Below are 22468 nucleotides of genomic sequence, written 5' to 3'. Positions count from 1 at the left end.
TTCGGTGCGCAAGTTGATCAGCTTCATACGACGACGAGAACCGACTGTTCGGGTTACGGCTGTTGTGCGGTCGGTTTGCCGTCCGCAGAACGAGTACCGCTTTGCCGCCTACATGCGCAAAAGTCTTGCCCCGTCGCATACGACATGCAACAGGGCGACCGCGAACCGGAGTTTCACAGCCAGCGGTAGCGGCGTTCCGGACGTCCGGTGCCGCCGTAGCGCAGGCGCACCTCGGCGCGACCGGTCATCACGAAGTGCTCCAGGTACTTGCGGGCGCTGACCCGGGAGAGCGCCGTGGCGTCGGCGCATTCGGTCGCCGAGAGGTCACCGCCCTCGGCGGAACGCTCGCGCAGGATGTCCTCGACGATCCGCGCGGTCTCGCTGGAGACGCCCTTGGGCGGTGCCGAGGAGCCGCGCGCGCGGGAACCGAAGAGCCGGTCGACGTCCTGCTGCGCGGCCGGGGCGTCCCCGGGCATCGCGCTGAGGCTGCGGTGCAGCGACCTGAAGTTCTCGAGCTGGTCGCGCAGCGCCTCGTAGCTGAACGGCTTGATCAGGTAGTGCAGCGCGCCGCCGCGGATGGCGCCGCGCACGGTGTCCAGGTCGCGGGCGGCGGTGATCACGATGACGTCGGGGTCGGCCGACGGCCTGGCGGTGCCCGCCCGCAGCTCCCGCAGCACGGCCAGGCCGTCCATGTCGGGCAGGTAGATGTCGAGCAGCACCAGCTCGGGCCGCAGCTCGCCGACCGCGCGCAGCGCGTCGGCGCCGGTGTGGGCGGTGCCGACGACCTCGAAGCCGGTCACCCGCGAGACGTAGCCGCTGTGGATCTTGGCCACCATGAAGTCGTCGTCGACGACCAGAACCTTGATCACGACGTCCCTCCCGGAGCGGGGCCGATCGGCAGCCGGGCGGTGAACACCGCGCCCCGGTCGTTGCGAACCTGCACCGAGCCGCCCCGGCGGCGGCAGATCTGCCTGGTCAGCGCCAGTCCCAGTCCTCGTTCGCCGCCCCGGGCGGCCTTGGTGGTGAACCCGTGGCGGAACACCTCCTCGGCGATCTCCGGCGCCACGCCCGGTCCGGAGTCGCGCACCACGACCGTCACCTCGTCGTCGTGGCGCAGGTCGACCTCGACGAAGTCCCGCGTGCTGCCCGGCGAACCCTCCAGGGCGTCCAGCGCGTTGTCGACGAGGTTGCCCAGCACGGTGACCAGGTCCGCCGAGAGCTGCTCGTCGATCTCGCCGAGCGCCGCGCCCTCGTGCAGCCGCAGGCCGACGCCGCGCTCGGCGGCCAGGCTGGCCTTGGCGATCAGCAGCGCGGCGGTCGCCGGGTCGCCGACCCGGGCGCCGACCTCGGCGTGCCACTGCTCGCGGGTGTGGCTGACCCGGTCGACGTAGCGCTGCAGCTCCTCGTACTCGCCCAGCTCGATCAGCCCCGAGATGGTGTGCAACCGGTTGGTGAACTCGTGCGCCTGCGCCCGCAGCGTGTCGGTCACGTCGCGGTGGGCGTCCAGCTCGCGGCGCAGGTCGACCAGCTCGGTGCGGTCGCGCATCGTGACCACGGCGCCGACCGAGGAGATCGGCATCCGGTTGAGCACCACGACCCGGCCGCGGCGCAGCACGATCTGGTCGACGCCGTCTGCGCGGCCGGTGAGCACGTCGGCGGCGCGCTCGTTGAGCCCGAGCTCGTCGATCGGCCTGCCGACGCAGTCCTCCGGCAGCGACAGCAGCGCGCGGGCCTGGTCGTTGACCAGCGTGATCCGGTTCTGCTGGTCCACGCCGAGCACCCCCTCCCGGATGCCGTGCAGCAGCGCCTCCCGGTGCTCGACCAACCGGGTGATCTCCTGCGGTTCGAGGCCGAGAGTCTGGCGCTTGACCCGCCGCGCCAGCAAGACCGAGCCCGCGATGCCCAGCACGGTGGCGAAGGTCAGCAGCGTCAGCGGGTTCTGCGGTGCCTCCCGCAGCCCCTGCAGCACGTCCGGTGTCTCCCGGCCCGCCGAGACCACGCCGATGATCCGCGCGTCGGCGGAGATCACCGGCACCTGCGCGACCAGGGAGTCGACGCCGTCGGTGTCGATCTCGCCCACCCACGCCCGGCCGGAGAGCGCGGTGCTGGCGCCAGTCGGCAGCCGCTGCCCGCGCTGGCCGGGATCGGGCGAGGTCAGCACGATCCCGCGGCCGTCGGCGATGATCACGTGGTCGGCGCCGGAGAGGCTGCGGGCGCTCTCGGCCAGGATCGGCAGCACGTCGTGGCGGAACGGGTCGGGCAGGCTCACCCGGACGCCTTCGGTGGCCGCGAGGTCCTCGGCGACCGAGAGCATCCGGCGGCCCTCCGTGGCGCGGAACGCGGCGTCGGACTGGGTCACCGAGAACACCGCGATCGAGGCGAGCAGCACGAAGATGATCAGCAGCTGCCAGACCAGGAGCTGCCGCGACAACGAGCCTCGCACCTCCTCCACCTCCCTCGCTCGCGGAAGCCGACGTTAACCCGCCCCTCCGGCCGGCGGACCACGCGGGTCGGAGAAACCGCAGGTCGGGGCGCCGGGTCGCGTCCTTCGGAGCCCGGATCGGCGGCCGGTCCGGTTACGCAAAGAACAAAACGATCGATGCTTGCGCAAGCGAGACAGAACGCGCGGTGCGTGTTCACCATGACCCAACTCACTTTTTCCCACCACAACGGAGAGGCGGGACAACCGTGCGACTACGCAGTGCGCTGGCGGTCGTCGCGTCGCTGCTGCTGGTGCTCCTGGTGCCGCCGCTGGCGAGCACCGGCACCGACAGCGGCGCCGACGCCCAGATCCGCGGGTTGCGGATGCTGGTGCCGAACTCGCCCGGCGGCGGCTACGACATAACCGCGCGCACCGCGGTCAAGGCGATGGAGGACGCCGAGCTCAACGCAGGGGTCGAGGTCTTCAACCTGCCCGGCGCGGGCGGCACCGTCGGCCTGGGCCGGGTGGTCAACGAGCGCGGCAACGGCAAGCTGGCGATGTCGATGGGCCTGGGCGTGGTCGGCAGCGTCTACACCAACCACTCGCCGGTGTCGTTGCAGGACACCACGCCGGTGGCGAAGCTGATCGAGGAGTCCAACGTCGTTGTCGTCGGCAAGGACTCGCCGTACCGCGACCTCGACCAGCTCATCGCCGACTGGAAGGCCCGGCCCGGCGACGTGCCGGTGGGCGGCGGCTCGTCCCCCGGCGGCCCCGACCACCTGGCTCCGATGCTGATGGCCAGGGCCGTCGGGCTGAGCCCGAAGCAGGTCAACTACGTCCCGTTCGACGGCGGCGGCGAGCTGCTGGCCTCGGTGCTCGGCGGCAAGGTCGCCTTCGGCGTCTCCGGCATCGGCGAGTACCGCGACCAGATCGAGGCCGGCGAGCTGCGGGTGCTGGCGGTGACCGGCAAGGAGCGCCTGCCGGGCGTGGACGCGCCCACCCTCACCGAGGCCGGCGTGGATGTGGAGTTCACCAACTGGCGCGGCATCGTCGCACCGCCCGGCCTCTCCGAGCCCGACCGCAGGAAGCTGGTCACCCTGTTCACCCGGCTCAACAAGAGCCCCGAGTGGCAGGACGCGCTGCGGCGCAACGGCTGGACCGAGGCGTTCGCACCGGGCGAGCAGTTCGGCGCGTTCCTGCGCCAGGAGAACGACCGGGTCGCCTCGGTCCTGAAGGAGTTGGGGCTGGCATGAGCACGACCGAACTCCGGCCCGCCGCCGAGCCCCGGCGCTCGCGGCACGGCTGGCTGAAGGAGCACTCCGAGCTCGGCATCTGCGTGGTCCTGGCCGCGCTGGGCGTGCTGGTGCTGGTGGACGCCTTCACCATCGCCACCGACTTCACCCAGCGCGGCCCGGTCGGGCCGAAGACCGTGCCCTACCTGGTGGGCGGTCTGCTGCTGCTGGTGTCGGTGCTGCTGGCGCGCGACGTGCTGCGCGGCGGTCGCGGCAAGGCCGAGAGCGGCGAGGACGTCGACCTGTCCGCGCCGAGCGACTGGCGCACGGTGCTGCTGCTGTCGGCGGCGTTCCTGGCCAACGCGGTGCTGATCAACGTCATCGGCTTCCCGCTGTCGGGGATGATCCTGTTCTGGGGCTGCGCCTACGCGCTGGGCAGCCGCGACACCGTGCGCGACCCGCTGGTGGCGGCGGTGCTGTCGGTGCTCACCTACGTCGTTTTCAACCACCTGCTCGGTGTCCCCCTGCCCGGCGGCCCGCTGATGGGGGTGCTGTGAAGTCATGGAATCGCTGAACCTGCTCCTGGAGGGCTTCTCCACCGCGCTGACACCGATGAACCTGGTGTGGGCGGCGATCGGGGTGCTGCTGGGCACCGCGATCGGCGTGCTGCCCGGCATCGGACCGGCGATGGCGGTCGCGCTGCTGCTGCCGGTGACCTACGCGCTGGAGCCGACCGGCGCGTTCATCATGTTCGCCGGCATCTACTTCGGCGGGATGTTCGGCGGGTCGACCACGTCGATCCTGCTCAACACCCCGGGGGAGAGCGCGGCGGTGGTCGCGGCGATGGAGGGCAACCCGATGGCCCGCAAGGGCCGGGGCGCGCAGGCGCTCGCGGCCGCGGCGATCGGGCACTTCATCGGCGCCATCGTCGGTATCACGCTGCTGACGCTGCTGGCGCCGACGGTGGCCTCGCTGGCGGTCAACATCGGCGCGCCGGACTACCTGGCGATCATGGTGCTGGCGTTCATCGCGGTCACCTCGGTGCTGGGCAGCTCGCGCATCCGGGGCATCGCCTCGCTGCTGATCGGCCTGACCATCGGCCTGATCGGGCTGGACGAGATGACCGGTCAGCAGCGGCTGACCTTCGGGCTGCTGCACCTGGCCGACGGCGTCGACGTGGTGATCGTGGCGGTCGGGCTGTTCGCCATCGGCGAGTCGCTGTGGGTGGCCGCGCACCTGCGCCGGACCTCCGGCCAGGCGATCCCGGTGGGGAGGCCCTGGCTGGGCGCCGAGGACGTGAAGCGTTCGTGGAAGCCGTGGCTGCGCGGACCGCTGATCGGGTTCCCGTTCGGCGCGATCCCCGCAGGCGGCGCGGAGATCCCGACGTTCCTGTCGTACGTGACCGAGAAGCGGCTGTCCAAGCGGCGCGACGAGTTCGGCAAGGGCGCCATCGAGGGCGTGGCGGGGCCGGAGGCCACCGCCAGCGCCTCGGCGGCGGGCACCATGGTGTCGATGCTGACGCTGGGCCTGCCGACCACGGCGGTGGCCGCGGTGATGCTGGCGGCGTTCCAGCAGTACGGCATCCAGCCCGGCCCGCTGCTGTTCGAGCGCGAGTCGGAGCTGGTGTGGGCGCTGATCGCCAGCATGTTCATCGGCTCGGTGCTGCTGCTGGTGCTGAACCTGCCGCTGGCGCCGCTGTGGGCCAAGCTGCTGCAGATCCCGCGGCCCTACCTCTACGCGGGCATCCTGTTCTTCGCCAGCGTCGGTGCCTACGCGGTCGGCGGGGAGTCGCTGGACCTGCTGCTGCTGTTCGTCATCGGCCTGATCGGCTTCGCGATGCGCCGCTACGGGCTGCCGGTGCTGCCCGCGATCATCGCGGTGATCCTCGGCCCGAGCGCCGAGCAGCAGATGCGGCGGGCACTGCAGATCAGCGACGGGGACCTGACCGGCCTGGTCAACACCCCGTTCTCGGTCACCGTCTACGGCGTCGTCGTGCTGATCCTGTTGTGGCCGCTGATCGTGCGGTTCACGCCGTGGGGCCGGGCCAGGCGCGCCGCGGCGGCCGAGGAGAAGGAGAGCGTCGAGGTCTGAGCATCCGCGCGCGGGATGGCGCGGGTAGTGCGGCGCGTGGGCCGCGCGGCAGGCGGCGGCGCACGCGCCGCACCGCGGGGTGGTGGTCCGGTTCGTTCCCCCGTCACCGGATCACCACCCCGCTCCTGGTTTCCGGCGGGGATCTCCCGGCGCGGGGAAGGTCCCTCGCTGGGAAGCTCCGGGCCCGGGGATTTCCTCTTCCGGCCAATCGGCGCCGACGCGTCGTCGTGCTCGCTACGCTGCCCCGGTGGACGCCATGGAGTGCTGGTTCTGCGATGCCCCGGCGAGTCCCGCTGACCGGGTGGACGTCGTCCTGAGCCGGGACCGCACGCAGACGTTCATCGTCATCGGGTTCTACGAGACGTGGCGGCAGACCTACCGGTTCGTGCCCCGGTGCCGGCGCTGCCGGAACGGGCACGGCCTGGAACGCGGGTTGCGGCGGGTGCTGATCGGCTCGGCGGCGTTCACCGGGCTGATGCTGCTGCCGCTGGCGGCCGGCAACCTCAGCGGGGAGCCCTGGAAGGACCAGTGGCTGGCGGTGTTCCCGGTGCTGCTGACGCTGGGCCTGCTGATGCTGTGGTGGGGTGTGCTGGACAGCTGGTTCGGCTGGCACCGGCTGGCGCCGCGGCCGGAGCGCTACGCGCTCGAGCATCCCGCGGTCCAGGAGATGTTCGAGGAAGGCTGGGGAGGCGGCACCTCGCCGTAGCGCTGCCCGGCCCTGGCGTGCACCCCCTCCGGGGGTGGGGCAGTCCCCACCAGCGAAGTGGGGAGTCCGCCTGGCAGCCCGGGGGAACACACCATCGACCCGGACCCCTCGGGCTGGCATCTTCTGTTCACGGGGACAAAAGCTGAGGGGTGTGGACGTGGCCGTCCGGCCGGTGACCGGGCGGCCACGTCCGCGCCCGCAACCGCCGCGTCCGTCCGGCGACGGGGGCGGCGGACGGACGCGGCGGGCGCCTGCGACAGCTCCGCGACGCGGCGGGCGCCTGCGACAGCTCCGCGACGCGGCGGGCGCCTGCGACAGCTCCGCGACGCGGCGGGCGCCTGCGACAGCTCCGCGACGCGGCGGGCGCCTGCGACAGCTCCGCGACGCGGCGGGCGCCTGCGACAGCTCCGCGACGCGGCGGGCGCCTACGACAGCTCCGCCTCGGCGGCCTCCACCGCCGCGAACTCCTCCTCGGGCGCGTTGGCGATGAGGTGGTGGCGGCTGTAGAACCAGAAGTACGCCAGGGCCGCCACGAAGATCGCCGCCGTGATGGCCGCGGCGACCTCGTCGACGAAGAACGTCGCGACCACCGCCGCCACGGCCAGCACCAGGGCGGTGCCCGTCGTCGCGGTGCCGCCCGGGGTGCGGTAGGGGCGCTCCAGGCCGGGCTCGCGGCGGCGCAGCACGATGTGCGAGAGGTTCAGCAGCACGTACGACACGGTCGCGCCGAAGACCGCGATGTTGATCAGCTGCGCCCCGTCCTGGGTGATGGCCGCCAGCGCGAAGCCGATGGCGCCCGGCACGATCAGGGCCGCGTAAGGCGTCCGGCGCCGTCCGGTCACCGACAGCCAGCGGGGCAGGTACCCGGCGCGGGAGAGCGCGAACAGCTGCCGGGAGTAGGCGAAGATGATCGAGAAGAAGCTCGCCACCAGCCCGGCCAGCCCCACGTAGTTGACCACCTCGGCCAGCAGGCTGCCCTCGCCCTTGGCGGCGCGGACCGCCGCGGGCAGGGGGTTGTCGGCCCCGGCGATGACCGACGAGCCGGCCCCGCCCGGTGCGACCAGCAGGATCGCCAGCCCCGAGCACAGCAGCACCAGCACCGCGGCGATGATGCCGCGCGGCATGTCGCGCCGAGGGTCGCGGGCCTCCTCGGCGGCCAGCGGCACGCCCTCCACGGCCAGGAAGAACCAGATCCCGTAGACCAGGGCCGCCAGCACGCCCGCGTAGCCGAACGGCAGGAACTCGCTCGCGCCCGCGGCGCCGGTCGGGGCGATGTCGAAGAGCTTGTCGGTGGAGAACTCCGGGATCATGCCGAGCACGAAGGCCACCAGGGCCACCGCCGCCACGGCGGTGATCACGAACATCAGCCGCAGCGCCTCGCCGACGCCCCACAGGTGGATGCCGACGAAGACCGCGAAGCACACCAGGTAGACCGGCCAGCTGTTGGTGAGCCCGAACAGCCCGAGCGACTCGACGTACCCGCCGATGAACACCGCGATCGCGGCCGGGGCGATGGAGTACTCGATGAGGATGGCGGTACCGGTGGCGAAGCCGCCCAGCGGTCCCAGCGCGCGCCGGGCGAAGCCGTAGCCGGCGCCGGCGACGGGAAGGGCGGAGGCCATCTCGGCCAGGCCGAAGACCATGCAGGTGTACATGGTCGCCATCAGCGCGGTGGCGATGAGCAGGCCGCCCCAGCCGCCCTCGGCGAGACCGAAGTTCCACCCCGCGAAATCGCCGCTGATGACGTAGGCGACGCCGAGGCCCGCGAGCAGCACCCAGCCCGCGGCACCGCCCTTGAGCGACCGGTTCTCCAGGTAGTCGTGGCCGACGTGCTCGTAGTCCACTTGCTGGCGGTGTCGTCGTTGTGCGGTCACCAGATGTTCCTCCCGGCGTGCGGCGGCGGGCTGTTTTGGTATGTCTCTGGCCCTTTGGATAGTTGGGCAGAGTGCGCCGACGGCTGCCCGCTGTCAAGACCGCGCCGCGATTCCCGCCTGGTGTCGAACGAAACCGACTCGTCTCGCCGTTCGCACCCGGCCGGGTGTTGACACCTCCCCGGTCGCTCCCCATGATGTGCCGCAAAGGTCTGGTAGTGAACCAATAGTCATCCGGGAGTCCCCGGAGCGGCCGAAAGGGGAAGCCCGTGGGGCCAAGCGATCAACCGCTGGCGGTCGAGGAGCTGCGCGGCCTGGTGGAGTCGGGCGCGGTGGACACCGTCGTGGTCGCCATGACCGACATGCAGGGCAGGCTCCAGGGAAAGCGGTGCTCCGGGCGCTACTTCCTGGAACAGGTGCTCGACCACGGCACCGAGGCGTGCAACTACCTGCTGGCCGTGGACGTCGACATGACCACTGTGGACGGCTACGCGATGACGTCGTGGGAGACCGGCTACGGCGACTTCGTCCTGCGGCCGGACCTGGCCACGCTGCGGCTGGTCCCGTGGCAGGAGGCGACCGCGCTGGTGCTGTGCGACGTGCTGTGGCACTCGGGCGAACCGGTCGCCCCGTCGCCCAGGCAGGTGCTGCGCGGCCAGCTCGACCGGCTCGCCGAGCTCGGGCTCACCGCCCACGTCGGCACCGAGCTGGAGTTCCTGGTGTTCCGCGACAGCTACGAGCAGGCTTGGGACAAGCGCTACGAAGGACTGACCCCGGCCAACCAGTACAACGTGGACTACTCGGTCGCGGGCACCGGCCGGATCGAGCGGCTGCTGCGGCGGATCCGCAACGACATGGGCGGCGCCGGGCTGTACGTGGAGTCGGCCAAGGGCGAGTGCAACCTCGGCCAGCACGAGATCGCGATCCGCTACTCCGACGCGCTGACGAGCTGCGACAACCACGCGCTCTACAAGAACGGGGCCAAGGAGATCGCCGCCCAGGAGGGGCTGAGCCTGAGCTTCATGGCCAAGTTCGACGCCCGCGAGGGCAACTCCAGCCACATCCACGTGAGCCTGCGCGACGCCGGCGGGCCGGTGCTGCCGGGCGACGGCCCGCACGGGTTCTCCCCGCTGATGGAGCACTTCATCGCCGGGCAGCTCGCCTGCCTGCCGGAGCTGACCTACTTCTTCGCCCCGAACATCAACTCCTACAAGCGTTTCGCCAAGGGCAGCTTTGCGCCGACGGCCGTCGCGTGGGGCCGGGACAACCGCACCTGCGCGCTGCGGGTGGTCGGCCACGGCGACGGGCTGCGGGTGGAGAACCGCGTGCCCGGCGGCGACATCAACCCGTACCTCGCGGTCGCCGCCACCCTGGCCGCCGGTCTGCACGGCATCGCCGAACGGCTGCCGCTGGAACCGATGCTGGAGGGAAACGCCTACGCGGCGCAGAAGGAAAGCGTGCCGACGACGCTGCGCGACGCGGCCCGCCTGCTGGCCGACAGCAAGGTCGCGGCCGAGGCGTTCGGGCCCGAGGTCGTCGAGCACTACGTCAACGCCGCGCGGGTCGAGCTCGACGCCTTCGACACCGCGGTTACCGACTGGGAGCGCATCCGTGGTTTCGAGCGGCTCTGACCGGCCCCGCATCGGGATCAGCACCTACGTCGAGACCGCGAGCTGGGGCGTGTGGCAGCGCGACGCGGCACTGCTGCCGACCAGCTACGTGCACGCGGTCCACCGGGCGGGCGGGATTCCGGTGCTGCTGCCGGTGCTTCCCGACGGCGAGTCGGCCGCGCTGTCCGCAGTGGACGGACTCGTGCTGGCGGGCGGCGCCGACGTGGACCCCGCGCGCTACCGCCGCGCTCCGCACGAGACGGTGCGGGTGACCCGGCCCGAGCGCGACGACTGGGAGACCCGGCTGCTGCGCGCCGCGCTCGACCGCGACCTGCCGGTCCTCGGCGTGTGCCGGGGAGCGCAGGTGCTCAACGTCGCGCTGGGCGGGTCGCTGCACCAGCACCTGCCCGAGCGGGTCGCGCACGAGCGCCACCAGCCCGCGCCCGCCGTCTTCGGCCGCACCCGGGTCCGGCTGCGGCCGGGCAGCCGGATCGCTCGGGCGCTGGGCGAGGAGGCCGAAGTGCCCTGCTACCACCACCAGGCGCTGGACCGGGTCGCCGACCGGCTGGAGGTCACCGGCCACGCCGAGGACGGCACCGTCGAGGCCGTCGAGCTGCCCGGTCACCGCTTCGTGGTCGGAGTGCAGTGGCACCCCGAGGAGGACACCGACGACATCCGGCTGTTCGAGGCGCTGTCGGCCTCGGCCGGAGATTCTGGAGGTATGCGGTGAGCACCGCCCACCCCGTGATCAACCCCGCCACCGAGGACGTATTCCGCACCGTGGCGATGTGCACCGAGGACGACACCGACCAGGCGATCGCCCGCGCCGTGCGTGCCCAGCGGTCGTGGAACGCCCTGGCACCGGCCGACCGGGCGCGGCTGCTGCGGCGCTTCGCCGAGGCGGTCGACGCCGACCGCGAGCACCTGGCGTGGCTGGAGGTGCAGAACTCCGGCCACACGATCGGCAACGCGCGCGGCGAGGCGGGCAACGTCCGCGACGTGCTGCACTACTACTCCGCCGCGCCCGAGCGGCTGTTCGGCCGCCAGATTCCGGTCGCGGGCGGGGTGAACGCGACGTTCCAGGAGCCGCTGGGCGTCGTCGGCGTGATCGTGCCGTGGAACTTCCCGATGCCGATCGCGGCGTGGGGCTTCGCCCCGGCGCTGGCCGCGGGCAACGCCGTGGTGCTCAAGCCCGCCGAGCTGACCCCGCTCACCGCGATCCGCATCGGCGAGCTGGCCCTGGAGGCCGGACTGCCGGAAGGTCTGTTGCAGGTGCTGCCCGGGCAGGGCGCGGTGGTCGGGCAGCGGTTCGTGACGCACCCCGACGTCGGCAAGGTCGTGTTCACCGGCTCGACGCAGGTCGGCAAGTCGATCATGGCCGGATGCTCCGAGCAGGTCAAACGCGTCACCCTGGAGCTCGGCGGCAAGAGCGCGAACATCGTCTTCGCCGACGCCGACCTCGAACGGGCGGCGGCCACCGCGCCCTACGGGGTGTTCGACAACGCCGGGCAGGACTGCTGCGCCCGCTCGCGCATCCTCGTGCAGCGCGCGGTGTACGAGCGGTTCATGGACCTTCTGGAACCGGCGGTGCGAGGTGTAGTGGTCGGCGACCCCTCCGACGAGAAGACCGAGATGGGACCGCTGATCTCGGCTCAGCACCGCGCCCGCGTCGCCGCCCATGTGCCCGACGGGGCACCGGTGGCCTTCCGCGGCGAACACCCGTCGGGGCCCGGTTTCTGGTATCCCCCAACGGTTCTGGCACCGGTCGACCTGGACGACCCGGTGTTCGCCGAGGAGGTCTTCGGCCCGGTCGTGGCGGTGGTCCCGTTCGACGACGAGGCCGACGCGGTCCGCATCGCCAACCGCACCGACTACGGGCTGTCGGGCTCGATCTGGACCCGCGACGTGGGCCGTGCGCTGCGCGTCTCGCGAGCGGTCCAGGCGGGCAACCTGTCGGTCAACTCGCACGCCTCGGTCCGCTACAGCACGCCCTTCGGCGGGTTCAAGCAGTCCGGCCTGGGCCGCGAGCTGGGACCGGACGCGGTCGACGCCTTCACCGAGACCAAGAACGTCTTCATCGCCACCGAGCCGGACTGACCGCGGTCGCGGTCGAGACGAGCAGCGCGGTCGCCGGGGACCCCGACCCGCCGGCGCTCGCGCCCCCCGATACCCAACCACTTACCGAGGAGTGATCCCGTTGTCCCAACGCCTTCAGGACCGCGTCGCCGTCGTCACCGGCGGTGCCGGCGGCATCGGCCTGGCCACCGCCCGCCGGTTCGCATCGGAGGGGGCGAAGGTGGTCGTCGCCGACGTCGACGCCGACGCGGGCAAGCGGGCCGCCGACGCCGTGGGCGGCCTGTTCGTCCAGGTCGACGTCACCAGCGAGGCCGACGTCGAGGAGCTGTTCGCCCGCGCGAAGCGCGAGCACGGCTCGGTGGACATCGCCTTCAACAACGCGGGCATCTCCCCGCCCGAGGACGACTCCATCCTGGACACCGGCCTCCAGGCGTGGCGCCGGGTGCAGGAGGTCAACCTGACCTCGGTGTACCTGTGCTGCAAGTACGCCATTCCCCACATGCGCGAGCAGGGCAGGGGCTCGATCATCAACACCGCCTCGTTCGTGGCGAAGATGGGCGCGGCGACCTCGCAGATCTCCTACACCGCCAGCAAGGGCGGCGTGCTGTCGATGTCGCGGGAGCTGGGCGTGCAGTTCGCGCGCGAGGGCATCCGGGTCAACGCGCTGTGCCCGGGACCGGTGGACACGCCGCTGCTGCGCGAGCTGTTCGCCAAGGACCCCGAGCGCGCGCAACGGCGCCTGGTCCACGTGCCGATGGGGCGCTTCGCCGAGGCCGACGAGATCGCCGCCGCCGTCGCGTTCCTGGCCAGCGACGACGCCTCCTTCATCACCGCGTCGGAGTTCCTGGTCGACGGCGGCATCTCGGGTGCGTACGTCACGCCGCTGTGACGGCGCGGCGTATCGTCGCCCCCGACGAGGTACGTGCGGGGGAGAGCTGGTGACGAGCGAGGAAGAACCGCTGGTGCTGCGCAACCGCGCCAGCGACGCGTTGTTCCGAGCGGTGCGCACGGGCAACGCCTTCGAGGAGACCGTGGAGCGCCTGCTGCAGGCGATCCGGCTCGGCGTCGTCGCGCCGGGGGAGCGGCTGCCCGCGGAGCGGGAGCTGGCGACCCGGCTGGGCGTCAGCCGGGTCACCCTGCGGGAGGCGATCCGCGCCCTCCAGGAGTCCGGCTACGTCGAGTCGCGCCGCGGCCGCTACGGCGGCACGTTCGTCAACGTCGAACCGCCGCGGGCCAGCCGCAAGGGCCCGCGGCGCATCGCCAGGGAGATGGGCGTCGACCTGCACGACGCCCTCACCCACCGCCACGTCCTGGAAACCGGCGCGGCGGAGCTGGCCGCCTCCCGCGAGCTCGGCGAGGCCGAGCGCGCGCACCTGGTGTCGCGGCTCTCCAGCGCCGGGACGGCGGAGCTGCACACCTACCGCAGGCAGGACTCCCGGCTGCACCTGGCGATCGCGGAGCTGACCGGCTCGGCGTCGCTGACCTCGGCGGTCGCCGACGTGCGGATGCGGCTCAACGAGCTGCTCGACGCGATCCCGCTGCTGGAGCGCAACATCGTGCACTCCAACGAGCAGCACGAGGAGGTCGTGCGGGCCATCCTGGACGGCGACCCGGCCGCCGCCCGCAAGGCCATGGCCGAGCACCTGGAGGGCACCGCCTCCCTGCTGCGCGGCTTCCTGTCGTAAGCCCCTCGGTGGCGCGACCGTGGTGTGGTCACCGTGGGCCTTTCCTCCGGCCCGTGCGGCTCCCCCGCAACCGCTCCGGGGGAGCGAGGGGAGATCATCCCCGGTTGCCCGCACCCTGATCCCGACGGCAACTAGACTGCGTGGAGTGGCGGAGTACCGGATCGACGACTTGGCGCAGGCAGCGGGCACGACGGTGCGCAACGTGCGCGTCTACCAGGACCGCGAGCTGTTGCCGCCGCCCCGGCGGGAAGGCCGCGCCGCCATCTACTCGGACGCGCACCTGGTCCGGCTGCGGATGATCATCAACATGCTGGAGCGCGGGTACGCGTTCGCCCAGATCAGGGAGATGCTGTCGGCCTGGGAGTCCGGCCGCAGCCTGGCCGACGTCCTCGGCCTGGAAGAGGTGATGGGCGAGTCCTGGGCCGAGGAGGCGCCGCGGGCGGTCACCACCACCGACCTGCGGACCATGTTCGGCAAGCAGTTCACGCCGTCGAACATGCGTCGCGCCCAGGATCTCGGGCTGCTGGAGCGCAGGGGCGCCAAGTTCGTCGCGCCGAGCCCGCAGCTGCTGGACGCCGGCCGCGAGCTGGTGTCGCTCGGCGTGCCGCTGAACGAGGTCCTGGACCTGGCCGAGCAGCTGCAGAGCGACGTCGACCACGTCGCGGGTCTGCTCGTCGAGGTCGTGCGCAAGCACGTCCTCGGGCCCGCGGAGTGGACGCCCAGCCGCGACGAGGTCCCGCACTACGCCGACGTCCTGCAACGGCTGCGGACGCTGGTGATGTCGGCGCTCAGCGCCGCCGCCGCGCGTTCGGCGCAACGCGTCATCCCGGAGGTTCTCGGCGACAAGCTCATCGAGCTGCTGGAGAAGAAGCCCGGCGAGGCTTCCTGAGCGCTGCCGCGCCTTCCGTTCCTCTGGGTCGCCGCGCGCTGTTCACCTGAGCTGCTGCGCCCGCTGTTCACTTGGGCCGCCGCGCCTGCTGTTCACCTGGGCCGCTGCGCGTGCTGATCACCTGGGCGCCGAGTCCTCTGTTCACCTGGCCGCCGTCCCGAACTGATTTTGCGCGCAGTTGATCGGTGCTACCTTGTTTCGGTCATGATCGAGCATGGAGGGTGCCGCATGCGCGCTGGCAGTCGACTGATGGCGGTCCCGTTGGCCGCAGCCCTGCTCTGCACCGCGGCCGGCTCCGCCGCGGCGGGCCCACCGGGCGACGACGACGCGACCTTCGGCGTCGTCTCGCTCAACGCCTGGCACGGCGGCACCCAGGTCGACGACGGAGTGGCGAAGACCGAGGCGTTCGTCCGTTCCAGCGGCGCGGACGTGTTCGGCATGCAGGAGACGGAGGGCACGCTGGCCGACGAGCTCGCCGGTCGGCTCGGCTGGCACAGCTACCAGACCGGCGACGTCGCGCTGCTGAGCCGCTATCCGATCGTCGAGCGCTTCCAGTCCCGCGTCGGAGTGGGTGCGCGGCTGCAACTCGACGACGGCAGGCAGGCGGTCGTGTGGACCGTGCACCTGAACTACACCCCGTACGGTCCCTACGACGCGTGCTTCGACCACATGACGCCGCAGCAGATCCTCGACCGGGAGGAATCCTCCGGCCGCGTCGACGAGATCCGCGAGACGCTGGAGAAGATGGCGCCGCAGATCGAGCAGGCGCGCGCCGGCGGCGCACCCGTCTTCCTCACCGGCGACTTCAACGCACCGTCCCATTTGGACTGGACCGGGGCGGCGCAGGACAGCCACTGCGGCTACACCGTCCAGTGGCCGACCAGCGTCGCGGTCGCCGAGGCGGGTCTGGCCGACTCCTTCCGCGAAGCCAACGCGGACCCGGTGGCGACGCCCGGAAACACGTGGTCCCCGGTCTACCCCAAGCACGACGGGTCCACCGGCGCCGACGAGCCGCAGGACCGCATCGACTTCGTGCACCACGCCGGTTCGGCGCGCACGGTGTCGTCCACCGCCGAGGTGCGCGGCGAACCCGCGCCCGTTCCCGACCACGCGGGCAACGAGTGGCCCACCGACCACGCCGCCGTGGTGAGCTTCTTCAGCTGGTGACCGCGACGGCCGCGGCCGCCGCCATCCACCTTCGGGCGTTCAGGCGCCCCGGGTGTTCCGCTCAGGCTGTCAGGTGTTCCGCTCAGGCGGCCAGGGTGTTCCGCTCAGGCGGCGAGGGTGTTCGGCTCAGGCTGTCAGGTGCTCCGCTCAGGCTGTCAGGTGCTCCGCGAAGAAGTTCTGGACCCGCCGCCACGCGTCTTCCGACGTCTCGTGGTGGTAGCCGAAGCCGGCCACCCTGGCCAGGACGTTGAACGGGCCCAGGGGCAGGCGGTTGGCGAAGCTGTGCCCGGCGTCCGGGTACTCCTTGACGTCGTGGGTGATGCCTCGCGCGGAGAGTTCGGACTCCAGCTTGGCCGCCGCGCCCCGCAACATCGGGTCCTTCGCGCCGAAGGACGCGACGATCGGGCAGGCACCGTCCAGGACGGACGGGTCGCTGGGGAGTTGGCCGTAGTAGGGAGCCGACGCGTCGAATCCGCGTGAGGCGCCGATGATGGCGAAACCGCCGCCCATGCAGAACCCGGCGACGCCGACCTTGCCGGTGCAGTCGTCGCGACCGGTCAGGTGGCTCCGCGCCGCGTCGACGTCGTCGAACGCCTGGCCCCGCGCCTGCTGGAGGTCGCGCATCACCGAGCGCACGCACCGCGCGAAACCGCCGCGCGCGTAGAGGTCGGGAGCGACGGCGAGGTAGCCGGCGGTGGCGAAGCGCTCGGCGATCGCGCGGATGTCGTCGCTGAGGCCGGCGGCGTCGTGCACGACCACGACGCCGGGCCACGGCCCGGGGCCGGACACCGCGGGGAGCGGGGTCGCGACGTAGGCGGGGATCATGCCGTTGGGGGTGCTGATCTGTGCGGTGGCCATGCGTGCGAACCTAGCGCGGAACGCAGGCGTCTCGCATTAGGTTCGGCGGGCCCGGTCCGGGGGCCGGCCGCTCACAGCAGCACGGCGTACAGGCCGCCGCCGAGAGCCGTGCCGAGCACGGCACCTCCGATCGCCTGGGCAGGGGTGTGGTCGCCGGTCACGACGCGCGACCAGCCGACCAGCGTCACCACGGAAGTGGCGAGCCACCACCACAGCCCGAACGTCAGCGCGGTGATCGCGACCGTGCCCGCCGCGATGGCGGCGTGCATGGAGATCTTCCACCACTTCGTGACGACCGTCGCGGCGGTGAGGCAGACCAGCATCGTCGTCACCAGTGACACCAGCGCGCCGGGCGCACCGCCGAAGACGAGTATGACCAGACCGAGCAGCACCGAACCGACGGCGACCGTGAGCGGCAGGATGCGGTCCTCCCGGTCGCGGACGTGGTGGGTGTCCCACCGGCCCGCCCGAGCGCCGCGCGCGAGGAACCAGATCGGGATGCCCGAGCAGAAACCCGCCGACACCAGCGCCCACAGCAGCCCGGCGGGCAGGTCAGGGCTGCTGGCGAGCGCGATCGCGACGGTGACCGCGCAGACCAGCACGGCGGGCGCGAAGACCTCGGCAACGATCCGGGCCAGCCGGATTCCCGCGGCCTGCGGGCCTTCCTCGGTCGCGGCCACCGGGCCCACCTCTCGCTCGAAGTGCTCTGCGCTCGCTCAGCACACTATCCGCGCCCGCCGGGAGCTTGGGCGCATGCTGGGCAAGATCGTCTGGCGGCAGGCCGGGGCCCCGGACACGCGCGCCACCGCCAGCCATCGCGAGCCACCGAGCCGAGCCAGGCTTCCGCCGCCCGCGGCGTTCCATCCACCCGCTGCCGCCCGGATCTTCGCCGCTGCCACCAGGACCACCGCCGCCGCCAGGACCACCGCCGCTGCTGCCGGGGCCACCGCCGCTGCCGCCAGGACCACCGCCGCTGCCGCCGGGGCCACCGCTGTCATAGCGCGCGGGCCACGGCAGCGCTTCGACCGCCGCCGATCCGCTGCTCCGCCCCGATGCCACTGCGCGCCCGTGTGCGCCACCGCGGCCGAGGGCCGGCGCGGCTTGGCTCCGCCCACTACCGCTCCGGCCGTGACGCTGCGAGTCCGCCGCCGCGCCATCATCCCGTCCCCGTCAGGCTGGTCAACCGCAGCCGCGCCGCCGCTGCTCCGGTCGCTCCGCTGCCGCCGCGCATCCGCTCCGCTCCCGGGCGCCGTTCCCGGCCTCCGCTACCGCTCCGGTCGCCTCCGGTCGCCGCCGCTCCGCCGCCGTCCGGCGTCCGGCGGGCCGCTCCGCCCCGGCCGTCCGGGTCGCCGCTCCGCGGCTCGTGCTGCTCCCGCGCTGCGCTGCCGCCCCGGCCTTCCCGCGGCCCGCCGCTGGCGCCCCGCCTCCGGCCTCCGCCGTCCCGGCCGCCGCTCCGCTCCGGTCGCCGCCGCTCCGCCGCCGTCCGACGTCCGGCGACCGCTCCGCCCTGCTGCCCGGGTCACCGCTCCCGGCCTCCGGCCTCCGCCGCTCCGGCCTCCGCCCTCCCGGCCGCGGCCGTCCCGGCCGCCGCTCCGCTTCGGCGGCCGCCGCTCCGCTTCGGCGGCCGCCGTCCGCCTCCGGCGGCCGCCGTCCGCCTCCGGCGGCCGCCGTCCGCCTCCGGCGGCCGGACGGCCAGCCGCGGCCTACCGGCCGCTGCGCTGGCCGCCGCCGTTGTCGAAGCCCGCGCGGCGCAGCGCGTCGGCGAGGGCGCCTTGCGGCGCCTCGCGGCGCTGCTGGCCGCCGCGCTGCGGGCGCTTGCCGCCGCCGTTGCCGCCGCCGTTGCGGCGGCCAGCAGCGCCGCCGGCGCCGCTGCCTCCGGCGGACTGGCCGCGCTCCGCGCGGCCGCCGGAGCCGCCGGCTTCGTCGTCGAGCCGGAGGGTCAGGGAGATCCGCTTGCGCGGGATGTCGACGTCGAGGACCTTGACGCGGACCACGTCGCCGGACTTGACGACGTCGTGGGGGTCGCTGACGAAGTTCTTCGACATGGCCGAGACGTGCACCAGGCCGTCCTGGTGGACGCCGACGTCGACGAACGCGCCGAAGGCGGCGACGTTGGTGACCACGCCCTCCAGGCGCATGCCGGGCTTGAGGTCGCCGATCTTCTCCACGCCGTCGGCGAAGGTCGCCGTCTTGAACGTCGGGCGCGGGTCGCGTCCGGGCTTCTCGAGCTCGGCCAGGATGTCGGTAACCGTAGGCAGGCCGAACTTGTCATCGACGAAGCTCTCCGGCTTGAGGCCGCGCAGCACCCGGGTGTTGCCGATGAGCCCGGAGATCCCGTTGTCGGTGCGCTCCAGGATGCGGCGCACGACGGGGTAGGCCTCGGGGTGCACGGCGGAGGAGTCCAGCGGGTCGTCGCCGTCCGGGATCCGCAGGAAGCCCGCGCACTGCTCGAACGCCTTGGGGCCGAGCCGCGCGACGTCCTTGAGGGCCTTGCGCGAGCGGAACGGGCCGTTGGAGTCGCGGTGCAGGACGATGTTGTCGGCCAGCCCCTCGCCGATGCCCGAGACCCGGGTCAGCAGCGGCGCGGAGGCCGTGTTGACATCGACGCCCACGGCGTTCACGCAGTCCTCGACCACCGCGTCCAGCGAGCGCGACAGCTTGGTCTCGGACACGTCGTGCTGGTACTGGCCGACGCCGATCGACTTCGGGTCGATCTTGACCAGCTCGGCCAGCGGGTCCTGCAACCTTCGCGCGATCGACACCGCGCCGCGCAGCGACACGTCCAGGTCGGGCAGCTCGCGCGAGGCGTAGGGCGACGCGGAGTACACCGACGCGCCCGCCTCCGAGACCGAGATCTTGGTGAGCTTGAGGTCGGCGTGCTTCTTGATCAGCTCGCCCGCCAGCTTGTCGGTCTCGCGCGAGGCCGTGCCGTTGCCGATGGCGACGAGCTGGACGCCGTGCGCGCGGGCCAGCTTCTCGAGCTTGGCGATCGCCTCGTCCCAGCGCTGCTGCGGCTGGTGCGGGTAGATGGTGTCGGTGGCCACCACCTTGCCGGTGCCGTCGACGACGGCGACCTTCACGCCGGTGCGGTATCCCGGGTCCAGGCCCATGGTCGCGCGGGTCCCCGCCGGGGCGGCCAGCAGCAGGTCGCGCAGGTTGGCCGCGAAGATCCGCACGGCCTCGTCCTCGGCCGACTGGCGCAGCCGCAGCCGCAGGTCGATGCCGAGGTGGGTCAGGATGCGGGTGCGCCAGGCCCAGCGCACCACGTCGGACAGCCAGCGGTCGGCCGGCCTGCCCTGGTCGGCGATGTCGAACCGCTGGGCGATGCGCCGCTCGTACTCGGTGGGCCCTTCGGGCTGCTCGGTGCCGTCGTCGGGTTCGAGCGCGATGTCGAGGAACTCCTCCTTCTCCCCCCGGAACATCGCGAGGATGCGGTGCGAGGGCAGGTCGGTGAAGGCCTCGGAGAACTCGAAGTAGTCGGAGAACTTCGCGCCCTCCTCGTCCTTGCCGTCGCGGACGCGGGAGACGAGCCTGCCGCGCGTCCACATGCGCTCGCGCAGGTCGCCGATCAGGTCGGCGTCCTCGGAGAAGCGCTCGACCAGGATCGCCCGCGCGCCGTCGAGCGCGGCCTGCGCGTCGGCCACGCCCTTGTCGGCGTCGACGTAGCCCGCCGCGGTCTCGCGCGGGTCGTGCGAGGGGTCCGAGAGCAGCAGGTCGGCCAGCGGCTGCAGCCCGGCCTCGATCGCGATCTGGGCCTTGGTCCGGCGCTTGGGCTTGAAGGGCAGGTAGATGTCCTCGAGCCGGGCCTTGGAGTCGGCGGCCATGATGCTGGCTTCCAGCGCGTCGTCGAGCTTGTCCTGGGAGCGGATCGACTCCAGCACCGTGGCGCGCCGCTCCTCCAGCTCCCGCAGGTAGCGCAGCCGGTCTTCCAGGGTGCGCAGCTGGGCGTCGTCGAGGGCGCCGGTCGCCTCCTTGCGGTAGCGGGCGATGAACGGCACGGTCGCCCCGCCGTCGAGGAGGTCGACTGCCGCCTGCACCTGCCGCTCGCGGACGCCGAGCTCCTCGGCGATCTTGTTGTGAACAGATGTCGTCACGATCCTGATCCGCCTTATCCGAGCTACGCCGAAGATCCGCCGTGCATTCTGCCGGAAGCCGCGGGCGGCCCCGCCCGGCACTCGCGTCGGCGTGTCGGGAGCCGCTTGCCCAGCACTTTCGCCCGCGGGGAGGGGGAGGTCACCGAGCGCCGGAGGTGCTCCCGGCAGCCCCGTGCCGCTGTGGCAGACTGCGCCGCCGGGTCGAGCCGGTAGATCGGCGGGAGCACGACCGCGGCTTGAACGAGCGGTGCCCAGGCCGCGACCAGGAGTCCCCGGCCAGGGGCGGACTGCCCCCGGACAAGGCCCTGAACAAGATCGCCGGTCACCCGCTGTGTCCGGGGTCTCATCGTCGCTCGTTGTGACCGAGGTCTGTGACCCAAGCCAAAAAACAGCTCGTTTCTCACAGGTTGTAGTCAGCATAGAGGTCCATGGTTACCCCTATCGGGTCAATCTAGGTAGTCGCGTACGTACAAACCGCGATGCTCGTGCACTCTCCGTGCTGGAGTGTGGGGACACGTGAGACCCGAATCCCCCGACCAATCCCGAAACCCCGAAACCCCCGACACCTCGAACGAGACGCAGGACCGCGGTCTGCGTTCCACGGCCCTCAAGGCCGACCACGCGGTGCGTTCCGCCGTGGACCAGGTTCGGCCGGTGGTTCACCGGATCGGTGAGTCGCCCGCCGCGCAGCGCGTGCGGCAGTGGCTCGCGCCGCTGCTGCTGCGCATCCAGCAGTGGATCGCTCCGCTCGCGCGGCGCCTCTGGGAGAGGGTGGCGCCGCAGGTGGAAGCGGCCCAGGACAAGGTCCAGGGCAGGCTGAACTCGGCCTTCGGCAACGACCTGACCGCGGGCAAGCAGTCCCCGGTGCCCGCCCGGGTGCGCTCGATGCAGCTGGGCGCGGCGGCGGCCGCGCTCGGCATCGTCGCCGTCGTGGTCGGCAGCGCCGGCGGCGTCTCCGGCGGCCAGGACGTGGAGGAGGCCGCGCAGACGGCCGCGCTGCCCGCCGGCGCCCCGCAGAACCCGGGCCAGGCTCCGGTTCCCGCCGACCCGCACGGCGGGGACGGGGACGTGCCGCCGGAGGCGCCGCCGGCCCCCGAGCCGGAGGCTCCGTGGGGTCCGCCCGCCGAGGGCATCGACGTCTCCAACCACAACGGCTCCATCGACTGGCGCAAGGTCGCCGCCGACGGCAAGCAGTTCACCTTCGTGCTGGCCACCGACGGCACCAGCTTCACCAACCCCCGCTACAGCGAGCAGTACCACGGCGCCAAGGAGGCCGGGCTGATCGCGGGTGCCTACCACTTCGCGCGGCCCGACAAGTCCGCCGAGGCGCAGGCCGACCGGCTGCTGGCCACCGCCGACTACCAGCCCGACGGCCGTTCCCTGCCCCCGGTGCTCGACCTGGAGGTCGACCCGAAGGGCGGCGGCTGCTACGGGCTGTCGGTGCAGGAGATGCACCAGTGGACCGACACCTTCAACCGCAAGATCAAGGACGCGACCGGCAAGGACCCGATCATCTACGCCAACCCGTCCTTCTGGAACCAGTGCATGGGCGGCACCGCCGACTACGGTGACCACCCGCTGTGGCTGGCCTCCTACGGTGTGAGCAACCCGAAGGTCCCCGCGGGCTTCGACAACTGGGACTTCTGGCAGTACACCGACAGCGGCAAGGTGGCAGGCATCAGCAAGCCGACCGACCTGAACCAGTTCCAGGGCGGTATCGAGCGGCTCAAGCAGCTCGCCTCGAACTGACCCGGGCAGCAGAACGGG

General features: G+C 72.4%; 18 protein-coding genes. 12 read left to right on the top strand and 6 right to left on the bottom strand.

Annotated features, from left to right (window positions below):
- Positions 1-173: 173 nt before the first annotated feature.
- Together SACE_RS25890 and SACE_RS25885 are read right to left on the bottom strand one after the other, a co-directional pair.
- Positions 174-869: a response regulator gene (locus SACE_RS25890; RefSeq protein WP_009951411.1), complete on the bottom strand. Its 696-nt coding sequence runs from the start codon at positions 867-869 to the stop codon at positions 174-176.
- Complete coding sequence (locus SACE_RS25885; protein WP_009951412.1) at positions 866-2452, bottom strand: sensor histidine kinase; 1587 nt, start codon at positions 2450-2452, stop codon at positions 866-868. The genes SACE_RS25890 and SACE_RS25885 overlap by 4 nt, the downstream gene beginning before the upstream one ends.
- Positions 2453-2688: 236 nt before the next feature.
- Here SACE_RS25885 and SACE_RS25880 point away from each other — a divergent pair, with 236 nt between their 5' ends.
- The 4 genes from SACE_RS25880 to SACE_RS25865 all read left to right on the top strand — a co-directional run bounded on the left by SACE_RS25880 (position 2689) and on the right by SACE_RS25865 (position 6451).
- Positions 2689-3675: a tripartite tricarboxylate transporter substrate binding protein gene (locus tag SACE_RS25880; RefSeq protein WP_009951414.1), complete on the top strand. Its 987-nt coding sequence runs from the start codon at positions 2689-2691 to the stop codon at positions 3673-3675.
- A complete protein-coding gene (locus SACE_RS25875) occupies positions 3672-4211 on the top strand; it encodes a tripartite tricarboxylate transporter TctB family protein (RefSeq protein WP_009951415.1) in 540 nt (179 codons plus the stop codon). Before SACE_RS25880 ends, SACE_RS25875 begins: the two co-directional genes overlap by 4 nt.
- Positions 4212-4215: 4 nt before the next feature.
- On the top strand, positions 4216-5745 hold the full coding sequence (locus SACE_RS25870) for a tripartite tricarboxylate transporter permease (RefSeq protein ID WP_009951417.1): 1530 nt from the start codon (positions 4216-4218) through the stop codon (positions 5743-5745).
- Between the two features lie 256 nt (positions 5746-6001).
- Positions 6002-6451: a hypothetical protein gene (locus SACE_RS25865; RefSeq protein WP_231850089.1), complete on the top strand. Its 450-nt coding sequence runs from the start codon at positions 6002-6004 to the stop codon at positions 6449-6451.
- Between the two features lie 425 nt (positions 6452-6876).
- On the opposite strand, the gene eat is transcribed toward SACE_RS25865, so the two are convergent.
- Entirely contained in the window at positions 6877-8325 is a 1449-nt protein-coding gene (gene eat, locus SACE_RS25860) for an ethanolamine permease (RefSeq protein WP_011874695.1), read from the bottom strand.
- Positions 8326-8591: 266 nt separating this feature from the next.
- Between eat and SACE_RS25855 the strand changes: the two genes are divergently transcribed.
- The 7 genes from SACE_RS25855 to SACE_RS25825 all read left to right on the top strand — a co-directional run bounded on the left by SACE_RS25855 (position 8592) and on the right by SACE_RS25825 (position 15749).
- Positions 8592-9953, top strand: a complete 1362-nt coding sequence (locus tag SACE_RS25855) for a glutamine synthetase family protein (protein ID WP_009951211.1) — start codon at positions 8592-8594, stop codon at positions 9951-9953.
- Positions 9934-10662 carry a gamma-glutamyl-gamma-aminobutyrate hydrolase family protein gene (locus tag SACE_RS25850; protein ID WP_009951212.1) on the top strand — a complete coding sequence of 243 codons (729 nt, stop codon included), beginning with the start codon at positions 9934-9936 and terminating at the stop codon, positions 10660-10662. Before SACE_RS25855 ends, SACE_RS25850 begins: the two co-directional genes overlap by 20 nt.
- Complete coding sequence (locus tag SACE_RS25845; RefSeq protein WP_009951214.1) at positions 10659-12029, top strand: aldehyde dehydrogenase family protein; 1371 nt, start codon at positions 10659-10661, stop codon at positions 12027-12029. Before SACE_RS25850 ends, SACE_RS25845 begins: the two co-directional genes overlap by 4 nt.
- 100 nt (positions 12030-12129) lie before the next feature.
- On the top strand, positions 12130-12897 hold the full coding sequence (locus SACE_RS25840) for a 3-oxoacyl-ACP reductase (RefSeq protein WP_009951215.1): 768 nt from the start codon (positions 12130-12132) through the stop codon (positions 12895-12897).
- Positions 12898-12946: 49 nt separating this feature from the next.
- Positions 12947-13693 carry a FadR/GntR family transcriptional regulator gene (locus tag SACE_RS25835; protein ID WP_009951216.1) on the top strand — a complete coding sequence of 249 codons (747 nt, stop codon included), beginning with the start codon at positions 12947-12949 and terminating at the stop codon, positions 13691-13693.
- A 145-nt stretch (positions 13694-13838) separates the two neighbouring features.
- On the top strand, positions 13839-14582 hold the full coding sequence (locus tag SACE_RS25830; protein WP_009951217.1) for a MerR family transcriptional regulator: 744 nt from the start codon (positions 13839-13841) through the stop codon (positions 14580-14582).
- Between the two features lie 228 nt (positions 14583-14810).
- Complete coding sequence (locus tag SACE_RS25825) at positions 14811-15749, top strand: endonuclease/exonuclease/phosphatase family protein (RefSeq protein ID WP_011874691.1); 939 nt, start codon at positions 14811-14813, stop codon at positions 15747-15749.
- 147 nt (positions 15750-15896) lie between these two features.
- Here the strand turns inward: SACE_RS25825 and SACE_RS25820 are convergent, their stop codons facing one another.
- The 3 genes from SACE_RS25820 to SACE_RS25810 all read right to left on the bottom strand — a co-directional run bounded on the left by SACE_RS25820 (position 15897) and on the right by SACE_RS25810 (position 20701).
- Positions 15897-16607 (bottom strand): dienelactone hydrolase family protein, encoded by a 711-nt coding sequence (locus tag SACE_RS25820; protein ID WP_009951219.1) that lies wholly within the window; start codon positions 16605-16607, stop codon positions 15897-15899.
- Positions 16608-16678: 71 nt separating this feature from the next.
- Positions 16679-17287, bottom strand: coding sequence for a phosphatase PAP2 family protein (locus SACE_RS25815; RefSeq protein WP_009951220.1), 609 nt, complete (start codon positions 17285-17287; stop codon positions 16679-16681).
- A 1023-nt stretch (positions 17288-18310) separates the two neighbouring features.
- Positions 18311-20701: a Tex family protein gene (locus SACE_RS25810; RefSeq protein ID WP_011874690.1), complete on the bottom strand. Its 2391-nt coding sequence runs from the start codon at positions 20699-20701 to the stop codon at positions 18311-18313.
- 516 nt (positions 20702-21217) lie between these two features.
- Here SACE_RS25810 and SACE_RS35895 point away from each other — a divergent pair.
- Positions 21218-22450 (top strand): lysozyme, encoded by a 1233-nt coding sequence (locus tag SACE_RS35895; protein ID WP_009950782.1) that lies wholly within the window; start codon positions 21218-21220, stop codon positions 22448-22450.
- The last annotated feature ends 18 nt before the right edge of the window (positions 22451-22468 follow it).

The organism is Saccharopolyspora erythraea NRRL 2338 (assembly GCF_000062885.1).
Taxonomy (GTDB): domain Bacteria; phylum Actinomycetota; class Actinomycetes; order Mycobacteriales; family Pseudonocardiaceae; genus Saccharopolyspora_D; species Saccharopolyspora_D erythraea.
Note: the sequence above shows the minus strand (reverse complement) of the source record. Positions and strands in the feature narration are given on the sequence as shown.